This window comes from Viridibacillus sp. NPDC096237, assembly GCF_050278625.1.
Classification (GTDB): Bacteria; Bacillota; Bacilli; order Bacillales_A; family Planococcaceae; genus Viridibacillus.
Map to the genome: position 1 here is coordinate 13,157 of NZ_JBNNTI010000026.1, position 15,061 is coordinate 28,217.

The following is a 15,061-nucleotide window of genomic DNA, read 5'->3' on the forward strand; positions in this document are numbered from 1 at the left end:
CCATTTACGGGGGTTAGAAGCATCAATTATGCGTTTACTAATAATTTTTTGAACTCTTCAGTAAGCATTGGGATAACTTCAAAAAGGTCTCCAACGATACCGTAGTCAGCTACTTTAAAAATATTCGCTTCTGGATCTTTGTTGATCGCAACGATTACTTTTGAGTTAGACATACCAGCTAAATGTTGGATTGCACCTGAAATACCTGCTGCAATATAAAGATCAGGTGTAACAACTTTACCAGTTTGACCGATTTGCAATGAATAATCGCAGTAATCAGCGTCACAAGCACCTCTTGAAGCACCAACAGCGCCGCCAAGTACGTTAGCAAGCTCTTTTAATGGAGCAAAACCATCTTCACTTTTCACGCCACGACCACCAGCTACTACAACTTTTGCCTCTGACAAATCAACGCCATCTGTTGATTTGCGAACGACCTCTTTAATAATAGTACGTAGATTCGTAATATCTACTGACATTGAAATCACGTCACCTGTGCGAGATTCGTCTTTTGTGAGAGGAGCAATGTTATTTGGACGGATTGTCACAAACACAAGACCCTCTTTCACTTGTACTTTTTCAAATGCTTTACCAGAATAGATTGGGCGGATGAAAATTGCTTTTTCATCTTCCCCTTCAATATCTGTAACATCTGATACTAAACCGCTTTGTAATTTACTAGCTACTTTAGGAGAAAGGTCTTTACCTAGAGCAGTATGACCGAAAACGATTGCTTCTGGTTGCTCTTGCTCAGTAACGGCCATAAATGCTTGGCTAAATCCATCAGAAGTATACTGTTTTAAATGTGGGTGTTCAACAGTCACTACACGGTCTGCACCGTTTTGAATAAGTTCCTCGGCAAGATTCGCTACAGCGTCTCCGATTAGAACGCCTACAACTTCTCCACTACCAGACACTTTTTTTGCAGCTGCAATAGCTTCGAATGATACATTTCTTAAGCTTCCTTCGCGTACTTCACCTAATACTAATACTTTTTTAGACATGTTATGTCCCTCCCATACAATTTAAAATCAGCTTAAACGACTTTTGCTTCTGAATGTAATAGACTAACAAGCTCTTTCACCTGATCAGATAAATCGCCTTCTAATACACGTCCAGCTACTTTTTGAGCTGGTAAGTAAATTTCAACTGTTGTTGTTTTTGCTTGAACATCATCTTCATCAATATCTAAATCATCTAATTCTAGCTCTTCAAGAGGCTTTTTCTTCGCTTTCATAATTCCAGGTAATGATGGATAACGAGGCTCGTTTAAACCTTGCTGTGCTGTAACTAAAAGTGGTAATTCAGCTTCAAGAACCTCTGAATCTCCTTCTACATCACGAATGATTTTAGCTGTTTTGCCATCGATTTCTAGTTTTGTAATTGTAGTTACATAGTTCATACCTAGTAATTCCGCAACACGTGGGCCTACTTGACCTGAACCACCATCAATAGCAACGTTCCCACCTAATATAAGGTCTGCATCTTTATCTTTTAAGTATTCAGCTAAAATATATGCTGCTGAGAATTGATCAAGCTCATCTAAATCATCTTCAGTGTTGATTAAGACTGCTTTATCAGCACCCATAGCTAAAGCCGTACGGAGTTGTTTTTCTGCATCTTCACCGCCGATAGTAACAACTGTTACTTCTCCGCCTTGTGCATCACGAACTTGAATAGCTTCTTCGATTGCGTATTCATCGTATGGGTTGATGATGAATTCTGCTCCATCTTCTTGAATTGCTCCACCAGTTACAACAATCTTTTCTTCTGTGTCAAAAGTACGTTTTACTAATACAAAAATGTTCATTCAACAAACCTCCTAATACTATTTTTTATTTACCTGTGAAAGTTGGTTCACGTTTTTCTATGAATGCTTGAATACCTTCTTTGGCATCTTCAGACATGAAAACGGTTCCAAAAGCTTTTGCCTCAGCTTCAATGCCTTCATAGAATGAAGTATGCTTAGCATATTGCAACATATCAATTGCAGCTTTTAGAGCGACTGAACTTTTCTTCGCAATTCGTTTGGCTGTTGCAATCGTTTGAGGTAGCAATTCCTCATCAGAAAAGGCTGCGTTTGCTAAGCCCCACTTTACAGCTTCAGTGCCAGAAATAGGCTCACTAATGAACATCATTTCTGCCGCTTTTGCGACCCCAACATAACGAGGTAGGCGCTGTGTACCTCCAAAACCAGGAATTAGCCCCAATTGTAATTCAGGTAATCCTAATTTCGCATTTTCAGTCACATAGCGGAAATGACAACTCATCGCTAGCTCAAGTCCCCCACCTAAAGCTGCGCCGTGAATACCAGCAATAACTGGCTTAGGAAATTTCTCTAAACGTTCAAAAACATCTTGTCCGTTCGCAGATAATTTTACAAATTCAGCACCTGAAGCAACAGCTGTAAATTCTTTAATATCTGCTCCTGCTGAGAAGAATCTTCCTTCCCCATGTAAAACGATAACTCGAACTGTATCATCATGCTCTACAGCACTTAAAAGTTCATTTACTTCTAAAATTAGACCCCGCGATAAAGCATTTGCAGGTGGGCGCTGAATCGTTGCAATTGCAACTCCATCTTCTACTGTCCAACGTAAAAATTCCATACTCCCATTTCCCCCCTTTGCATTGTGGCTATGTAAGTAGTGTACTAGATGAATTGAAGTAATGGATTGGCTACTATCAATTCAACTGTTGTTTACAGCCTATGCTTTTATTCCATTTAATATTAAATGTTGTACTTTCGGTGCTAGCGCAGTTAAATCATATTTATGATCATTCATGACCCATGATGTCGTTACTTCATCAATCGTTCCAAAAATGAGCTGGCGCGCGAGTCGCAAATCCATTTCTGAATTAAATTCTTTCGTCTCCATACCTTCTACTAATATTTCATCAAGTAATATTAAATACTCTCTTAATACCGCATTAATTTTGAGACGAATATCTTTATTAGACTGACGAAGCTCTAATTGTGTAACTGTGGCCAAATGATGATCTCCTGCTAGAACCTGGAAATGATTCTCAATCATCGCCTTCAACTTCTCAGACGATGATTTTCCATCTCTAATTATACACTGTAAATTTTCTACAAATACAGACATTTTTTCCTTAAATACCGAAATTAATATGTCTTCTTTGTTTTTAAAGTATAAATAGATTGTTCCATCGGCGACGCCTGCCTGTTTAGCAATTTTGGAAACTTGTGCATGGTGATAACCATTTTCCGCAATTACAATAACGGCCGCATCGATAATTTGTCTATACTTCGGTTTGTCTTTCTTCAATACGATCACCACCATATAAAAAATGAAAATATGAATGACTATTCATTCATATTTTCATCTTATAATTTCATTTTACACTTGTCAAGTGGACTTGTCATTATTTTCACATAATTTCCAGTGTTCTTTCTTTATCTTCTTCTTGTAAAGTACGGCGCAGTATTTTACCGACAGCTGTTTTTGGTAGTTCATCACGAAATTCATAAATACGAGGAACTTTAAATGCGGCTAAGTTTTCTCGACAATACGTATTGAACTCTTCTTCTGTCACTTCCATGCCTTCTTTTAATACGATAAAAGCTTTCACTGTTTCACCCCGATATGGGTCAGGAACACCGAGTGCTACACATTCCTGTACAGCCTCATGCTCATATAACACTTCTTCAATCTCCCTTGGATAAATATTGAAACCACCAGCGATAATAATGTCTTTTTTACGATCAACGACAAAAAAGTAGCCTTTGTCATCCATATAACCAAGATCTCCTGTTAACAACCACCCCTCCCTCATGGTCATCTCAGTATCTTCGGGACGATTCCAGTAACCTTTCATAACTTGAGGACCTTTAATAGCAATTTCACCAACCTCACCAACTGGTAATCGTTCAGTTGAATCCATTTTGAAGATAGCAGAATCTGTATCAGGCCAAGGAACTCCGACAGAACCTCTCACCCGTTCACCATGCCAAATGAAATTCGAATGTGATACTGGTGACGTTTCTGTTAAGCCGTAGCCTTCTACAAGCTTACCACCAGTAATTTTCTCGAATTTCTCTTGCACTTCTATAGGTAACGGAGCAGAACCACTTAAACACGCCTTGATGGAAGATAAGTTATATTTCGCAATATCTGGGTGATTTAATAGACCAATATAAAGCGTAGGCGCTCCAGGGAAAAGTGTTGTCTTTTGTTTTTGGATCGTTTTTAACGTTGTTTCAACATCAAACTTCGGTAATAGTACCATTTTGTCTCCGCGCATAACTGATAATAATAATACCGTAGTCATCCCATAAACATGGAAAAACGGCAACACACCCATAATCACTTCTTCACCAGATATACACTCAGGCATCCATGCACTACACATTTGTACGTTCGCTACTAAGTTTTTATGTGTCAACATAACTCCTTTTGGATAGCCTGTCGTACCACCTGTATATTGCAACAACGCAATATCATCTTCAATATCAAAGTTTAAAGCGATTGGTTCAGTTGTAGCTACCCTTAATATTTCAGTAAATAAATGATTGCTGCCACTATGCTCAACTGTAACTTTGAAGCCATATTGCTTCTTTTGAATAAATGGATATACTAAATTTTTCGGGAAAGGTAAGTAGTCTTTAATCTCTGTAATAATGACATGTTCTAAATGTGTATTCTTCATAATTTTTGCAATACGTGGATACAAAATATCCACGGATAAAATCACTTTTGCACCGGAATCCTTCATCTGGTATTCAATTTCTCTTTCTGTATAAAGCGGGTTCGTTTGAACGACAATACCTCCGGCATATAGCACTCCAAAATAACCTATAACGCCTTGAGGGCAATTTGGTAGCATTATGGCTACACGATCACCTTTCTCAATACCAATAGATACTAAATAATTGGCAAATTTCAATGATTCTTCATACAATTCTTTGTACGTAATATCCCTCCCCATGAAATGAATTGCAATTTTGGAAGGTGTTTTACTACTCGCTCGCGTCAAATACTCCTGCAACGGAATTTCTTCATATTCCATAGACTTAGGTATATTATCCGGATAATTTGACAGCCAAATCTTTTCAGTCATGCTCCATTCCCCCTTCGTTATTAAATTGTAAGAATACTTCTATAATTAAGTATAAATAAAAGTGGCAACGCTTTCAAATTTTTCCTAAATTTATCGAAAATCATATTTCTTTTTCCATTTGTAATTGTAAAGATCTCACCCATTATGTTTAGGTCAAATAATCTAAACATACAAAAACAATAAAGTATCGTACAAAAAAATGACTCCAATTTATTCTGAGGGCACTGAAAAAGTCCATAAAATGAATTTTAGCCATGGCTTTCTCTTCGATGCCGTTAATTTCCGTTCCGGCGAACGCTTTCCTGGGGGGCGAACCTTGAGCCTCCTCGTCGCTAACGCTCCTGCGGGGTCTCAAGATGTTCGCTAGTTCCCCAAGGAGTCGCCCCCTGCACTCCAATCAACTAGTTTTATCGTTTATCTGAGTTTTTCATTCTTTCCGATTCAAACCTAACCATTTATAATGAAAAGACTAATTCAAGGTGGAACTGTCCATGATTTCCAAACAAGAATCATTCACTCTAAGCCCTTATATGTTGCTTTACATTTAATTGTGCCTAAAATCAAAGAACTCGTTACGTATTACTTTGACATAGAAAAATGTGAGGTCTGTCCATTACAAGATGGCTGTTATAAAGACGGCGCCAAAATCAAAACGTATTCAGTTTCCATAAAATCCACCGAACTTGAAGAGCAAGCTGCTTTTCAAGAAACGGCAAGATTCAAAGACTTAGCGAAAAAGCGCTATAAAATTGAGCGAAGAATAGTGAGTTAAAAAATCCGTATGGCTACAATACGGCAAAACCAGCGGGTGTATTTGGCCTGGAAGTCCAAGGAGCTACAACAATATTTGCAGTAAATTTGAAACATATCTTGAAGCTATTAAATGAAGAATAAGGGAAATACAAAAAACACCGGCACTTTATGTTCAAAATCGAACAAAAGTGCCGGTGTTTACTATTGAAGAACAATACATTTTAAAAACGTTAGTTTTTCAGTACCCTCATTTATTCTTGAGGTCATGTTTATTTTTGTACTGGAATACATTTACTTATTTATCTAATTCACGAACTATATAGGTACCGGAAACATAGCCTAGTTCTCCATTCGGTAATTTTACTTTATACCAAGTGCCACTCATAATCGGCTTATTTTTATCTATTGCGAGTTCAATAAATTGATAATTTAATAATTCTCCAATTTTAGAACTGGTTGCATTTCCTTCAGAGCGAACATTTAATGCTATTCCATTAGCTGAAGAAGTATTAACACGCGCTAAGTTCTTCACAGTAAAAAATTTATTGTAAGTGCTGAACTTTTGAACATTTGTATAATACGTTTTCCCTTTATATGATACCGTTAGCCAGTAATCATTGGACTTTTCTAGCAAGTTGAACGTTTCGCCTTTTGCAATAGTTGATGAAACACTATTTGTACTTCCTTTTTTGCTGTATAGATTCAAATTACTATTTGCAATTGCTACCGTTCCAGTTGGGAACACATCTTTAAGATCAGGATAACTTGGTTCAGAAGGAACGTCTGTATTAGGTGTTTTTGAAACTGCTCCTTCTTTATCATATGCAAGTATAGCGTTCATATGATTAGCGATTGCATTTCCCCAATTAGTATCACTTGCATAATAGAAATTCATCCCTTTACTCAAAGTATCAATGCGAACGCCATTAACGTCTTTAGCTGAGTATCCTAAATAGGCACCACCATTATATTTCCAATTTAAAGGATTTAAATAGGTCGCTTTCATCGACTGTGCCACAAATTCCAAATTATCTCCTACTGAATCGAATTTAACAGCCCCTATGAATGGAGCGATATCATATGCTCCAAAGCCAAATAAGTTATTTCTTCCAAACGAAATGTCGGAAGTTCCAAATTTGCTCTCATGAATTGCATGTGCTGCAAAGTAAAGAGCGTTTATCCCATACTTATCGGCTGCCTTAATAATAGCTTGTCCTTGACCTGTTAAAACACTAGTTTTTCCAACAGTCTTACTAGCAATATATTTATTGATTTGATCTGCTGTCACAGATGAATTGGTACGAAGATCCATGAACAGATAGCTATTTTGATTGGATTCTAGACTAGCGATTTTTGACTTCGTTGTTTCATCTATTAAATACGAACCTGATACAAAGCCTGTCATACCTTCGTAGCTCACTTGGTACCAGCCATTTATTGCCTTATACGTTGTTTTCAACTGCGTATTTGCAGGAATCATCTTTAACAAATCTGATGATGTAGAGTTCGATTGGCGTAATTTTAAATCAGCAATACTATAGATGGTCATCTGACTTATTGATGAACCACTTGGTAATGTTGGTGTACTGTCGTCTATATCATCAGCAGTCGTATCGACACTTGGCGTATAGACACTAAATTTAGTACTGTCTATATAACCCGCCTCACCTTCGTATGTTACCTTTAACCAATTACCTATTCGATCAGTCGAAGTCACTTTTGCATTTTTTGGAATGCTTGTTATTTTAGTATGCGATACTCCCGCTTCCGCATATAAAGAGGTTGCTGAATCAGCTGTATAGTCCGTATTTTTTACTTTTGTAGGTATTACTTTACTAACTACAGTAGATTGCAAAAAATAATACTTGCCCTTATAGAATACACGATACCAATTTTCTCCCTTACTATTAACAACTGATTGTGTTGACTTGAAGGTATTATTTGTTGAAATTGAGTATACTTGCGCTTTCTTGGTGTTAGGCGTTATACGAAGTGTAGCTGTTTTCTCTGTTAGGTAATAAGTGGTTGCCGTCTTTTTATAGGCATCATACTCTTTAATATATGAACTATTTACCCAACCAGTTTTGCCCTTGTATGTTACTTTATACCATACTCCAGATTTCGCGGTAGCTTTCACCGTCTTCCCTTTTGTTGAGCCGCTAGACCTTAAGTTAGCCTTTTCTATTGATTGATAGTTTGTTGCAGCAAACGCCGTCATTCTAGTTGTTACTTTAATATTGTTTGTACTGACATAGCCAATTTTCGTCCCATATTTCACCTTATACCAACTGCCCGTTTTAGAAACGTATGTGACAGATTTTCCTTTTGGTATTGATAAAAGAATTTTCCCTTTTGCCGAGGCTTTAGATCGTAAATTAACCTTTGCAGTTACTGTATATGTTTTTACGGCAGCTGCCTCGACTTTTTTTGGTGATATCGGTGTTTCAAACGGATTCACACTTGAAGCGAAAAGAATTCCTATTGATACAAATGTACAATTTGTTAGATATAAAAATGTTTTTTTATTATTAAAACTCATATTGAGCCCTCCCATATATTCGAAAAATTAATTCTAAGAAAAATATACTTCCATAGAATATGGCTATACTATTAATATTATATCTCTCTTGCTATAAAAGTAGAATCATAATATATACACTATTTAACATTTTTTAAATCTTCTTCTTTTATCGGTAATACTTTCATTTCACTTAGAATCATTAATACTGTTTCATTACTGAAGAAATTAGAAGGTAGCATTTTATTGTTTGAAGAAGCGTCCGCTCGACTCCTGCGGGAATAGCGAGACAGTCGAGACCCTGCAAGAGCGTAGCGACGAAGCGGCTCGGCTCTCGCCCGTGGAAAGCGAGCGGTAAGCTTCGGAAAACCTGATCTATCCTATAGAATTTTATTGGTTTGGAGAAGCGTCCGCTCGACTCCCGCGGGTAAAGCGAGACAGACGAGACCCTGCAGGAGCGTAACGACGAAGCGGCTCGGCTCTCGCCCGCGGAAAGCGAGCAGTAAGCTTCGGAAAACCTGTTCTATCCTGTATACAAATAAAAAGACTGTAGATTCGCAGTTTGTCTACAGTCTAACAACTATTAAAATGAATGCGTAAGTAGAAAAATAGAAGGTAGCATTCTATTGGTTTGGAGAAGCATCTGCTCGACTCCTGCGGGGAAAAGCGAGACAGACGAGACCCTGCAGGAGCATTGCGACGAAGCGGCTCGGCTCTCGCCCGTGGAAAGCGAGCGATAAGCTTCGGAAAACCTGTTCTATCCTATAGAATTTTATTGGTTTGGAGAAGCGTCCGCTCGACTCCTGCGAGAATAGCGAGACAGACGAGACCCTGCAGGAGCGTAGCGACGAAGCGGCTCGGCTCTCGCCCGCGGAAAGCGAGCGGTAAGCTTCGGAAAACCTGTTCTATCTTGTATAATTTTATTGGTTTGGAGAAGCGTCCGCTCGACTCCTGCGGGAATAGCGAGACAGACGAGACCCTGCAGGAGCGTAACGACGAAGCGGCTCGGCGCTCGCCCGCGGAAAGCGAGTGGTAAGCTTCGGAAAACCTGTTCTATCTTATATACAAATAAAAAGACTGTAGAAAACTCATTTTTCAGAGTTTACCTACAGTCTGAGGAGCCCTATTGAGGACTTCAAGACTAGTTCATTATTAAATAGACAATTCCTACTAAAATGAACGCAATACATACGCCAATTAGTACCTTCGATAATGTTTCCATATTCTCTCCCCTAAGAAATACTTGCACCGATAACAAATGACAGACCTACTGAAATCGTAAACGAAATAAAACCAACTGATCGATTATCCTTTTCAATTTCTTCATCTACCTTAAATGTCGGCGTCATAAATTCAAATAAAACATATGCAAATATTAGTAAGATAAAACCAATCAATCCCCAACCCATCATTTCTACGAGCGAGTTATGCTTCTCAATGGAGTATCGGAAAATATTACATACCCCTAATATCTTCCCGCCTGTTGCAAGTGCAACTGCTACATTGCCTTTTTTTATTTCCACCCAATTTTTGTATTTTGTTACAATTTCAAATATCACCATCGATAGGATTAAGCAAAGGACAACAACACTGAAGTTACCAGCAGCCTCGACAGCAGGATATCGCCAAAATTCATTTAACAACATAAACATCCCCTTTCAGTGTCAAAATTTTTTCTCTATTTTTGATTACTTTAAAAGGTTATTTTAGCTCGGCTACTGTTACGCCATAGCCACCCTCTCCTGCTTCACCAAAACGATAAGATTTTACACGCGGATGTTTTTTTAGTAAGGCTTGAATTCCTTGGCGTAATGCCCCAGTTCCTTTACCATGGATAATTGAAACGCGTTGATAATTTGACAGTAATGCATCATCAATATATTTTTCCGTGCGTACAATCGCATCTTCATAACGTTCTCCGCGAAGATCTAGTTCTAGCTTAACATTTGAGTCTCGATTTCGAACGCTTGAAACATTTACAGTTTGCTTTTCTTTTTCAGGTTTCACGTACTCTAAATCTGATTCATCAAGCTTCATCTTCAATATACCAATTTGCACGATCCATTCAGAATTTGATACTTTTTCAAGTAACACACCTTTTTGACCATAGCTCAATACTTTTACTTCGTCACCCTTAGATAATTCTTGAGCTCGTGCTTTCAGTTGCTGTTGCTTTTTCAGTACTTTATTTTCCGGTGCAGCTTTTTCTAGACGTTTACGAGCATCAATAATTTCATGCTCTTTGACAATCTTGTTTGCATTTAAGCGCATTTTATGAAGTTCTGAAATAACCTCTTCAGCTTCTTTTTTTGCTTCATCCACGATTTTACGCGCTTTGTCTTTTGCTTTTTGTTCTAATGCTTCTTTTTTATCTTCATAAGCTTTAATTTTTTCATCTAATTCTGCTTGAAGTGCTTCTGCTTGCTGGCGTAATGCACGTGTTCTTTCAGCATCTTCTTCTGATTGACGACGACTTTCTTCTAAAGACGCAATCATCGATTCTACTTCATGACGATCAGTACCTGTGAATGTTTTAGCACGATCAATAATAGTATCTGGCAAACCAAGACGTGTCGAAATTTCAAAGGCGTTACTACGCCCTGGAACTCCGATTAATAGTCGATAAGTTGGGCTCAACGTCTCAACATCAAATTCTACACTTGCGTTGACAACACCTGGGCGATTATAGCCGTATGCTTTTAACTCAGGATAGTGAGTCGTTGCCATTACTCGTGCTCCACGACCATGTACCTCATCTAAAATAGAAATGGCCAGTGCTGCACCTTCTTGAGGGTCAGTTCCTGCTCCAAGCTCATCAAAAAGAATCAGGGAACGGTCATCAAATTGATTTAAAATATCAACAATATTCACCATATGTGATGAGAAAGTACTTAAGCTTTGTTCAATAGATTGTTCATCTCCAATATCAGCAAATAACTGATTAAATACGGCAAGATGAGAGCCATCAAGAGCAGGGACTGGAATACCAGACTGTGCCATTAGTGTACATAGTCCCACTGTTTTTAACGTAACCGTTTTACCACCTGTGTTAGGCCCAGTAATTACGATTGCAGTGAAATCTTTTCCAAATTCAATATCATTTGCTACTGCCTCTTCGCTTGGTAGTAAAGGATGACGCGCTTTACCCAATTTAATATATCCATCATTATTCATAATTGGCTTTGAACATTTATTGGCTTGTCCGTATTTTGCTTTTGCCAAAATAACGTCAATTTCGCCAAGTAATTGCACAGTGATAAAGATGTCAGGTGCTACCTCTTGTACTTTTAGAGATAACATTAATAAAATGCGCGCGATTTCAACTTGCTCTTTTGATTTTAGTTGATGAATTTCGTTATTCGCTTGTACGACTGCATCCGGTTCAATATATAGTGTTTGACCAGATGAAGATTGGTCATGTACAACACCACCGTAATGACTGCGGTATTCTGATTTAACAGGAATAACAAAACGATCATTACGAATTGTAACTATCGCATCAGAAAGCATTTTCGTTGCATTAGTACCACGTGTTAAGCTCGCTAACTTTTCACGAACACGTCCTTCTTGTGCTCGCAATTGCTGACGTATTGAACGAAGCTCAGAGCTAGCAGAGTCTAAAATAGCACCGTTATCATCAATACAAGCATTAATCTCATGCTGCAAGCCTGTTAATGTCGGGATGCTTTCTTTCTTCTGAATGAAGTAAGGTATTTGTATATCCTCTTCTACTTCAATTCCTTCAATAAACTGACGAAGTATACGACTTGCACGAATTGTGCTCGAAATCTCCATCAATTCAACTGGGCTGAGAGCACCACCAATTTGTGCACGTCTTGCATGCGGACGCACTTTGAAAATGCCACCCATTGGCACATTTCCTTTAACTCGAAGAATGGATAAACCTTCATCCATTTCGTCTAATAGTTGCGTTACTTTTTCAAAATCAGTTTCAGGGACAAGTTCATCTATTACAGTTTTCCCTAAAGAGCATGTACAATATGAAGCTACTTGAGCACGTACTTTATCAAATTCTAGTGTTTTCAATGCGCGTTCTGCGATCATTCAAAACACCTCCCCTTCATTTCTTCTGTATAAAGCGGACAAAATCTTCAAGTGTCCACGTATTTACAATATTATTTTTCTTTAACCATGCTTTTTGAGCGTATTTCGTTCCAACTTCCATGAAGCGAAGTTGGTCAATTGCATGTGCATCTGTATTTATAGCGATCGGTACACCAGTAGCTGCTGCCATTTCTAAATGTTCTTCACATAAATCAAGACGATATGGATTAGCATTTAACTCTAAAATTTTACCATATTCTCTCGCCCATTCAATCAATTGCGGGATATCTGGGTTATATCCTTCTCGATTACCGATAATACGGCCTGTAGGATGTGCAATCATATGGACATATGGATTTCGCAGAGCATTATGTAATCTGTCCATTATTTTCTCTTGAGGCTGTGAAAAGTTAGAGTGAATTGACGCAATGACAAAGTCTAATTCCTTTAGTACATCATCTTCAAAATCAAGCGATCCATCTGGTAAAATATCCATCTCAGTTCCTGCAAGTAAGCGGAAGTCTGGATGCTTTTCATTGAATGCCCAAATTTCTTTGCTCTGTTCAATTAAACGTTCAGGGGTTAATCCATTTGCAACCTTTAAATATTGCGAGTGATCTGTGATGACAGCATATTCATATCCTCTAGCAATGAGTGCTTCACCCATTTCATGTACTGCATACGCGCCATCAGACCATGTTGTATGCATATGCAAATCAGAACGAATATCTTCTAATTGAACAAGCTCTTTGATGTCCTCTAAACGGTCAAATTCTTTATTACCTACTCTTATACTAGGTGGGATAAACGGTAAGTCAAAATGAGCAAAAAAGTCAGTTTCAGAAGCAAATGTTGTGACAGATCCATCCGCCTGCTCCACACCGTATTCACTAATTTTCTTACCTAAATCCTTAGCCAATTGACGCATTCTTACATTATGTTCTTTTGAGCCAGTAAAGTGATGAAGGGCCGTTGCATATTCATCTTGTGTCACTAGACGGAAGTCGACGCTAATTGGTTCTTCAGCGGCCAAAGTTACGGAAATTTTAGTATCACCCGCTGCAATCGTCTCAGATATGACAAGCGCCTCTAAAAGTTGCTCTTTCACAGATTCTCGGTTTGCCGTAGCAATGATAAAATCGACATCCTTACTAGACTCTTTAACACGTCTAAAGCTACCTGCAACTGAAAACTGTTGCACTTCTACAATTCCACTTAAAATACCCTCTATTTCTTGTACAACTTTTTCTAGTTGCCAAATAGGTAGTCTCTCTGAACGAGTACCAAATACCTCTAGTTCTTTTAATATCTTCTCTTCAGTCTTTTTACCAAAGCCTGCTAACGCAGAAACTTTTCCTTCATCACATGCTACCTTTAGTGCCTTTGCTGAATCTACGCCTAACTCTTGATATAGCTTTGCGATTTTTTTCCCACCAAGGCCTGGTAATTTTAATAATGGCGGTAATCCTTTAGGTACTTCTTCTTCTAACTCTTTTAGAACAGAAGATTCTCCAGTTGCAAGTAAATCTTCTATAACTGCAGCGGTTCCCTTACCGATGCCTTTTATCGCTGTAATATCTTCAATTTCACTTAAACTTCTAGTATCTGCTTCTAGTGCTGCCGCAGCTTTACGAAATGCTGAAATTTTAAACGGGTTAACTCCCTGTAACTCTAGATACAATGCTATTTTTTCAAATGTACGGATGATTGTTTTTTTATTCAAAAAATGACCTCCTTATTCGTGAAAAAACTGCTCTCGGTTGAGAGCAGTTATTTCATGTAGACAAACCACATATTTTTGAACATGCTTGAAATAATCGGTGTGTATTCAAGCATTAATTTTGTTAGGATTGAATTATCCACAGATTTCTGGATACCATCTAATGGTAATAGCGCTAAAATATAAAGTAAAATAAATACTAATATATAAGCTTCTATAAATCCTAGTATTCCGCCTAAAAAGCGATTGAACGGACCTATAATAGGCACATATTTTAAGAAATCAAAAATTGACGCTACAATCTGCATTGCAAATTTGACGACAAAGAAAATAATTGCAAAGGCAAGTAGCTGATAAAATGTTTGGCTAAGATCTAGTTGTTCCATCGCATAAGTTAACGTAGTATTCCCATCAACTACTGGATATGGAATCCAAAGCACAAATTTTTCAGCTAAAGGTTTATAATAAACATAAGCAACAATCATCGCGATTAAAAATCCAATGATATGTATCAACTGGACTACTAAACCTCTTCTTCCACCAGTGATAATGCCGGCAAGTAATAAAATAATTATAAGTATATCAATCATTTACTTCAATCCTTTAGTTTTTTCAGTTCTTCTTCTAATAATACAAGTTGCTCTTTTAATTTCAAACTATCATTTACAGAATTTACAGCTGTTAGGACGGCCAGTTTAGTGCTGTCAAGGCTCGGGTTTGCCTGTTTAATCTCTCTCATAGTATTGTCAACTGTTGACGCGACTAAACGCATATGTGTTGTTGACTCTGTACCAAGCATAGTATATGTTTGACCATATATATCAACTGAAATTCGATTTTTTGGTTGCTCTGACACAGCTGCCCCTCCTTAAAATCCTATTTCTAATCATACCATGAAATTGTTTATCATGTGAATAACGAGA

At 37.8% G+C, this 15,061-nt stretch carries 11 protein-coding genes and 1 pseudogene; 1 reads left to right on the forward strand and 11 read right to left on the reverse strand.

Features of this window, described 5'->3' with window-relative positions; genetic code table 11:
- Positions 1 to 26: 26 nt before the first annotated feature.
- The 5 genes from ACQKMD_RS14320 to ACQKMD_RS14340 form a co-directional block, all read right to left on the reverse strand.
- The gene (locus tag ACQKMD_RS14320; protein WP_427752823.1) at positions 27 to 1,004 is read right to left on the reverse strand and encodes an electron transfer flavoprotein subunit alpha/FixB family protein; all 978 of its coding nucleotides are present in this window, start codon (positions 1,002 to 1,004) and stop codon (positions 27 to 29) included.
- 32 nt (positions 1,005 to 1,036) lie between these two features.
- Positions 1,037 to 1,810: an electron transfer flavoprotein subunit beta/FixA family protein gene (locus ACQKMD_RS14325; protein WP_427752824.1), complete on the reverse strand. Its 774-nt coding sequence runs from the start codon at positions 1,808 to 1,810 to the stop codon at positions 1,037 to 1,039.
- A gap of 25 nt (positions 1,811 to 1,835) precedes the next feature.
- Entirely contained in the window at positions 1,836 to 2,609 is a 774-nt protein-coding gene (locus ACQKMD_RS14330) for an enoyl-CoA hydratase (RefSeq protein WP_427752825.1), read from the reverse strand.
- 99 nt (positions 2,610 to 2,708) lie between these two features.
- Complete coding sequence (locus ACQKMD_RS14335; RefSeq protein ID WP_427752826.1) at positions 2,709 to 3,290, reverse strand: TetR/AcrR family transcriptional regulator; 582 nt, start codon at positions 3,288 to 3,290, stop codon at positions 2,709 to 2,711.
- A gap of 103 nt (positions 3,291 to 3,393) precedes the next feature.
- Positions 3,394 to 5,082: a long-chain-fatty-acid--CoA ligase gene (locus tag ACQKMD_RS14340; protein WP_427752827.1), complete on the reverse strand. Its 1,689-nt coding sequence runs from the start codon at positions 5,080 to 5,082 to the stop codon at positions 3,394 to 3,396.
- A 571-nt stretch (positions 5,083 to 5,653) separates the two neighbouring features.
- Here ACQKMD_RS14340 and ACQKMD_RS14345 point away from each other — a divergent pair.
- Positions 5,654 to 5,976: pseudogene (locus ACQKMD_RS14345) on the forward strand (transposase); the annotation flags it as partial.
- Between the two features lie 154 nt (positions 5,977 to 6,130).
- On the opposite strand, the gene ACQKMD_RS14350 reads toward ACQKMD_RS14345, so the two are convergent.
- The 6 genes from ACQKMD_RS14350 to zapA all read right to left on the reverse strand — a co-directional run bounded on the left by ACQKMD_RS14350 (position 6,131) and on the right by zapA (position 14,994).
- Entirely contained in the window at positions 6,131 to 8,374 is a 2,244-nt protein-coding gene (locus tag ACQKMD_RS14350; RefSeq protein WP_427752828.1) for an SH3 domain-containing protein, read from the reverse strand.
- 1,211 nt (positions 8,375 to 9,585) lie between these two features.
- Positions 9,586 to 9,999 (reverse strand): DUF350 domain-containing protein, encoded by a 414-nt coding sequence (locus tag ACQKMD_RS14355; protein ID WP_427752829.1) that lies wholly within the window; start codon positions 9,997 to 9,999, stop codon positions 9,586 to 9,588.
- A 55-nt stretch (positions 10,000 to 10,054) separates the two neighbouring features.
- Positions 10,055 to 12,418: an endonuclease MutS2 gene (locus ACQKMD_RS14360; protein ID WP_427752830.1), complete on the reverse strand. Its 2,364-nt coding sequence runs from the start codon at positions 12,416 to 12,418 to the stop codon at positions 10,055 to 10,057.
- Positions 12,419 to 12,434: 16 nt separating this feature from the next.
- A complete protein-coding gene (gene polX, locus ACQKMD_RS14365) occupies positions 12,435 to 14,141 on the reverse strand; it encodes a DNA polymerase/3'-5' exonuclease PolX (RefSeq protein WP_427752831.1) in 1,707 nt (568 codons plus the stop codon).
- A gap of 47 nt (positions 14,142 to 14,188) precedes the next feature.
- Positions 14,189 to 14,728 carry a CvpA family protein gene (locus tag ACQKMD_RS14370; RefSeq protein ID WP_427752832.1) on the reverse strand — a complete coding sequence of 180 codons (540 nt, stop codon included), beginning with the start codon at positions 14,726 to 14,728 and terminating at the stop codon, positions 14,189 to 14,191.
- Positions 14,729 to 14,733: 5 nt separating this feature from the next.
- Complete coding sequence (gene zapA / locus ACQKMD_RS14375; protein WP_427752833.1) at positions 14,734 to 14,994, reverse strand: cell division protein ZapA; 261 nt, start codon at positions 14,992 to 14,994, stop codon at positions 14,734 to 14,736.
- Positions 14,995 to 15,061: the final 67 nt, after the last annotated feature.

Coding starts and splice junctions, on each gene's coding strand:
- ACQKMD_RS14355 (WP_427752829.1), bottom strand. CDS start 9,999: ATGTTGTTAAATGAATTTTGGCGATATCCTGCTGTCGAGGCTGCTGGT.
- ACQKMD_RS14360 (WP_427752830.1), bottom strand. CDS start 12,418: ATGATCGCAGAACGCGCATTGAAAACACTAGAATTTGATAAAGTACGT.
- ACQKMD_RS14330 (WP_427752825.1), bottom strand. CDS start 2,609: ATGGAATTTTTACGTTGGACAGTAGAAGATGGAGTTGCAATTGCAACG.
- ACQKMD_RS14370 (WP_427752832.1), bottom strand. CDS start 14,728: ATGATTGATATACTTATAATTATTTTATTACTTGCCGGCATTATCACT.
- ACQKMD_RS14340 (WP_427752827.1), bottom strand. CDS start 5,082: ATGACTGAAAAGATTTGGCTGTCAAATTATCCGGATAATATACCTAAG.
- ACQKMD_RS14325 (WP_427752824.1), bottom strand. CDS start 1,810: ATGAACATTTTTGTATTAGTAAAACGTACTTTTGACACAGAAGAAAAG.
- ACQKMD_RS14350 (WP_427752828.1), bottom strand. CDS start 8,374: ATGAGTTTTAATAATAAAAAAACATTTTTATATCTAACAAATTGTACA.
- ACQKMD_RS14320 (WP_427752823.1), bottom strand. CDS start 1,004: ATGTCTAAAAAAGTATTAGTATTAGGTGAAGTACGCGAAGGAAGCTTA.